The following is a 5,376-nucleotide window of genomic DNA, read 5'->3' as shown; positions in this document are numbered from 1 at the left end:
GCGCGTCCGCTCCTTGAGAACTCAACAGCGTGCCGAAAGTCAGTGCCAAGTAACAACCCCTTTTGTGGGTTTCTTTGGGTTGATGGACATCAAGAGTGCTAGCTCTTGGTTCTCTGCCCGGTATCGAATTCATCTACGGAGAGTTTGATCCTGGCTCAGGACGAACGCTGGCGGCGTGCTTAACACATGCAAGTCGAACGGTGAACCCGCTTTGGTGGGGGATCAGTGGCGAACGGGTGAGTAACACGTGGGCAACCTGCCCCCGGCTCTGGGATAACTCCAAGAAATTGGGGCTAATACCGGATATTCACGGCTGGCCGCATGGCCGGTGGTGGAAAGATTTATCGGCTGGGGATGGGCCCGCGGCCTATCAGCTTGTTGGTGGGGTAGTGGCCTACCAAGGCGACGACGGGTAGCCGGCCTGAGAGGGTGACCGGCCACACTGGGACTGAGACACGGCCCAGACTCCTACGGGAGGCAGCAGTGGGGAATATTGCGCAATGGGCGAAAGCCTGACGCAGCGACGCCGCGTGGGGGATGACGGCCTTCGGGTTGTAAACCTCTTTCAGCTCCGACGAAGCGCAAGTGACGGTAGGAGCAGAAGAAGCACCGGCCAACTACGTGCCAGCAGCCGCGGTAATACGTAGGGTGCAAGCGTTGTCCGGAATTATTGGGCGTAAAGAGCTCGTAGGCGGTTTGTCGCGTCGGCTGTGAAAACCTGAGGCTCAACCTCAGGCCTGCAGTCGATACGGGCAGACTTGAGTGTTGCAGGGGAGACTGGAATTCCTGGTGTAGCGGTGAAATGCGCAGATATCAGGAGGAACACCGGTGGCGAAGGCGGGTCTCTGGGCAACAACTGACGCTGAGGAGCGAAAGCGTGGGGAGCGAACAGGATTAGATACCCTGGTAGTCCACGCCGTAAACGTTGGGCGCTAGGTGTGGGGGCCATTCCACGGTCTCCGTGCCGCAGCTAACGCATTAAGCGCCCCGCCTGGGGAGTACGGCCGCAAGGCTAAAACTCAAAGGAATTGACGGGGGCCCGCACAAGCGGCGGAGCATGTTGCTTAATTCGATGCAACGCGAAGAACCTTACCTAGGCTTGACATGCACGGAAATCCTCCAGAGATGGGGGGTCCGTAAGGGCCGTGCACAGGTGGTGCATGGTTGTCGTCAGCTCGTGTCGTGAGATGTTGGGTTAAGTCCCGCAACGAGCGCAACCCTCGTTCCATGTTGCCAGCACGTGATGGTGGGGACTCATGGGAGACTGCCGGGGTCAACTCGGAGGAAGGTGGGGATGACGTCAAATCATCATGCCCCTTATGTCTAGGGCTGCAAACATGCTACAATGGCCGGTACAAAGGGCTGCGATACCGTGAGGTGGAGCGAATCCCAAAAAGCCGGTCTCAGTTCGGATTGGGGTCTGCAACTCGACCCCATGAAGTTGGAGTCGCTAGTAATCGCAGATCAGCAACGCTGCGGTGAATACGTTCCCGGGCCTTGTACACACCGCCCGTCACGTCACGAAAGTCGGTAACGCCCGAAGCCGGTGGCCCAACCCCTCGTGGGAGGGAGCCGTCGAAGGCGGGATCGGCGATTGGGACGAAGTCGTAACAAGGTAGCCGTACCGGAAGGTGCGGCTGGATCACCTCCTTTCTAAGGAGCATCTCGCCGCCGCGCCCCTCGTGAGGGGTGGGTGGTGCAGAGCCGCGCCCGGACCGTGATCGGCGCCCCAGTCTGGGGGTGTCGGCGGGTGTTCGGGGTGGTGCTCGAGGGTGGAACGCTGACCAGTTCGGCCGGCAGCCGCGGCTGCTCCTAGTACGGCGTCACGTGTGGCGCGGGGAACGGGGTGGCCGGGGGGGTCGGGTCGTAGGCACGCTGTTGGGTCCTGAGGGAACGGGCCCTCCGCCGCTCATGGTGGTGGGGGTGGTCGGTTGTCTCGGCGGGGTCCTCCTGCTTCCTGTACCACCATCGTCCGTGCGCGGGGGATGGGTTCGGCGGGGTCGGGTGGAGGGCGACCGGTCGTACGTTGAGAACTGCACAGTGGACGCGAGCATCTTCTTTTCTCTGGAAGAGAGTTTCTTGTAGGTGTCCCGCCCCGGATCCTCCCCTCGCGGGGTGGTCGGGGTGGGTTTTGTGTGGCCAAGTTGTTAAGGGCACACGGTGGATGCCTGGGCACCAGGAGCCGATGAAGGACGTAGGAGGCTGCGATAAGCCTCGGGGAGCTGCCAACCGAGCGTTGATCCGAGGATGTCCGAATGGGGGAACCCCGCACCAGTCATGTGGTGTGACCCGCGCCTGAACACATAGGGCGTGTGGAGGGAACGTGGGGAAGTGAAACATCTCAGTACCCACAGGAAGAGAAAACAACCGTGATTCCGTGAGTAGTGGCGAGCGAAAGCGGATGAGGCTAAACCGATCGCATGTGATAGCCGGCAGGCGTTGTGTGGTCGGGGTCGTGGGACCGTTCTGTTCCTTCTGCCGGAGGAGCGGGGAGTCAGAAAAGACCGTGTTAGTGGAAGGCCTCTGGAAGGGGTCGCCGTAGAGGGTGAGAGCCCCGTACACGAAAACATGGTCTCTCCCGAGCGTGTTCCCAAGTAGCACCGAGCCCGTGAAATTCGGTGTGAATCCGGCGGGACCACCCGCTAAGCCTGAATACTCCCTGGTGACCGATAGCGGACTAGTACCGTGAGGGAAAGGTGAAAAGTACCCCGGGAGGGGAGTGAAATAGTACCTGAAACCGTGTGCCTACAAGCCGTGAGAGCCTTGGTCCCCCTTGTGGGGGCGGGGTGATTGCGTGCCTTTTGAAGAATGAGCCTGCGAGTTAGCGGTACGTGGCGAGGTTAACCCGTGAGGGGTAGCCGTAGCGAAAGCGAGTCCGAACAGGGCGATCTTCAGTCGCGTGCTCTAGACCCGAAGCCGAGTGATCTACCCATGGCCAGGTTGAAGCGCGGGTAAGACCGCGTGGAGGACCGAACCCACCAGGGTTGAAAACCTGGGGGATGAGCTGTGGGTAGGGGTGAAAGGCCAATCAAACTCGGTGATAGCTGGTTCTCCCCGAAATGCATTTAGGTGCAGCGTCGCGTGTTTCTTGCCGGAGGTAGAGCACTGGATGGCCGATGGGCCCCACAAGGTTACTGACGTCAACCAAACTCCGAATGCCGGTAAGTGAGAGCGCGGCAGTGAGACTGCGGGCGATAAGGTTCGTAGTCGAGAGGGAAACAGCCCAGATCATCGGCTAAGGCCCCTAAGCGTGTGCTAAGTGGAAAAGGATGTGGGATCGCAGAGACAACCAGGAGGTTGGCTTAGAAGCAGCCATCCTTGAAAGAGTGCGTAATAGCTCACTGGTCAAGTGGTTCCGCGCCGACAATGTAGCGGGGCTCAAGCACACCGCCGAAGCCGTGGCATTCACACGACGCCCGTCGTCGCCTCTTGCAGGCGCCGGCCAGGTGTGTGGATGGGTAGGGGAGCGTCGCGTGGCGGGTGAAGCGGCGGAGGAATCCAGCCGTGGACGCCACGCGAGTGAGAATGCAGGCATGAGTAGCGAGAGGGGAGTGAGAACCTCCCCCGCCGGAAGACCAAGGGTTCCTGGGCCAGGCTAATCCGCCCAGGGTGAGTCGGGACCTAAGGCGAGGCCGACAGGCGTAGTCGATGGACAACGGGTTGATATTCCCGTACCCGCGAAGGAACGCCCATGCCGAACCCAGCGATGCTAACCGCCCCAAACCGTGTCGCCGGCACTTGTGCCGGCGGCCGGGAGTAGCGCGGGATCCGGACTGGTAGTAGGCAAGCGATGGGGTGACGCAGGAAGGTAGTCGGGCCGGTGAGTGGTAGTACCGGTGCAAGGGTGTGGCCCGCGACGTAGGCAAATCCGCGTCGCATGCAGGGTGAGGCCTGACGCATAGCCGAGTGCGGCGAATTCGATGATCCTATGCTGCCGAGAAAAGCCTCTAGCGAGTTCCGAGCGGCCCGTACCCCAAACCAACTCAGGTGGTCAGGTAGAGAATACCGAGGCGATCGAGCGAACTGTGGTTAAGGAACTCGGCAAAATGCCCCCGTAACTTCGGGAGAAGGGGGGCCGTTGACCGTCATCCATCTTGCATGGGGCAGCGGTGGGCGGCCGCAGAGACCAGTGAGAAGCGACTGTTTACTAAAAACACAGGTCCGTGCGAAGTCGTAAGACGATGTATACGGACTGACGCCTGCCCGGTGCTGGAACGTTAAGGGGACGGGTTAGTGCCCTTCGGGGTGCGAAGCTCAGAACTCAAGCGCCAGTAAACGGCGGTGGTAACTATAACCATCCTAAGGTAGCGAAATTCCTTGTCGGGTAAGTTCCGACCTGCACGAATGGCGTAACGACTTCTCAGCTGTCTCAACCACAGGCTCGGCGAAATTGCACTACGAGTAAAGATGCTCGTTACGCGCGGCAGGACGGAAAGACCCCGGGACCTTCACTACAGCTTGATATTGGTGTTCGGTTCGGCTTGTGTAGGATAGGTGGGAGACTGTGAAGTCCGCACGCCAGTGTGGATGGAGTCGCCGTTGAAATACCACTCTGGTCGAATTGGATGTCTAACCTCGGTCCGTGATCCGGATCAGGAACAGTGTCAGGTGGGTAGTTTAACTGGGGCGGTTGCCTCCCAAAATGTAACGGAGGCGCCCAAAGGTTCCCTCAGCCTGGTTGGCAATCAGGTGTCGAGTGCAAGTGCACAAGGGAGCTTGACTGTGAGACCGACGGGTCGAGCAGGAGCGAAAGCTGGGACTAGTGACCCGGCACCGGCAGGTGGAAGCGGTGTCGCTCAACGGATAAAAGGTACCCCGGGGATAACAGGCTGATCTTCCCCAAGAGTCCATATCGACGGGATGGTTTGGCACCTCGATGTCGGCTCGTCGCATCCTGGGGCTGGAGTAGGTCCCAAGGGTTGGGCTGTTCGCCCATTAAAGCGGTACGCGAGCTGGGTTTAGAACGTCGTGAGACAGTTCGGTCCCTATCCGCCGTGCGCGTAAGAGACTTGAGAAGAGCTGTCCCTAGTACGAGAGGACCGGGACGGACGAACCTCTGGTGTGCCAGTTGTACCGCCAGGTGCACTGCTGGTTGGCTACGTTCGGCAGGGATAACCGCTGAAAGCATCTAAGCGGGAAGCTCGCTTCAAGATGAGGTCTCTCACCGGGTCAACCGGGTAAGGCCCCCGCCCAGACCAGCGGGTCGATAGGCCGGAAGTGGAAGCGCCGCAAGGCGTGCAGCTGACCGGTACTAACAGGCCGAGGGCTTGACCACACACCTCCAACCTGCCCTTCTCCAGGAAAACAAGAAAAGAGATGTCACGCGTCCACTGTGCGGTTCTGAACGCACGCACCGCCCCCCACCCCCCACACCGG

2 rRNA genes are annotated in these 5,376 nt (G+C 60.1%); both read left to right on the top strand.

The window, feature by feature from the left end:
* Positions 1-132 precede the first annotated feature (132 nt).
* Positions 133-1,653: ribosomal RNA gene (locus MY520_RS27680) — 16S ribosomal RNA — on the top strand.
* A gap of 484 nt (positions 1,654-2,137) precedes the next feature.
* Positions 2,138-5,275: ribosomal RNA gene (locus tag MY520_RS27675) — 23S ribosomal RNA — on the top strand.
* The 16S and 23S rRNA genes sit together here, the layout of an rRNA operon.
* Positions 5,276-5,376: the final 101 nt, after the last annotated feature.

The organism is Geodermatophilus sp. CPCC 205506 (genome assembly GCF_051383635.1).
Taxonomy (GTDB): domain Bacteria; phylum Actinomycetota; class Actinomycetes; order Mycobacteriales; family Geodermatophilaceae; genus Geodermatophilus.
The sequence above is the reverse complement of the archived record's forward strand: the minus strand, read 5'-3'. Positions and strand labels throughout refer to the sequence as shown.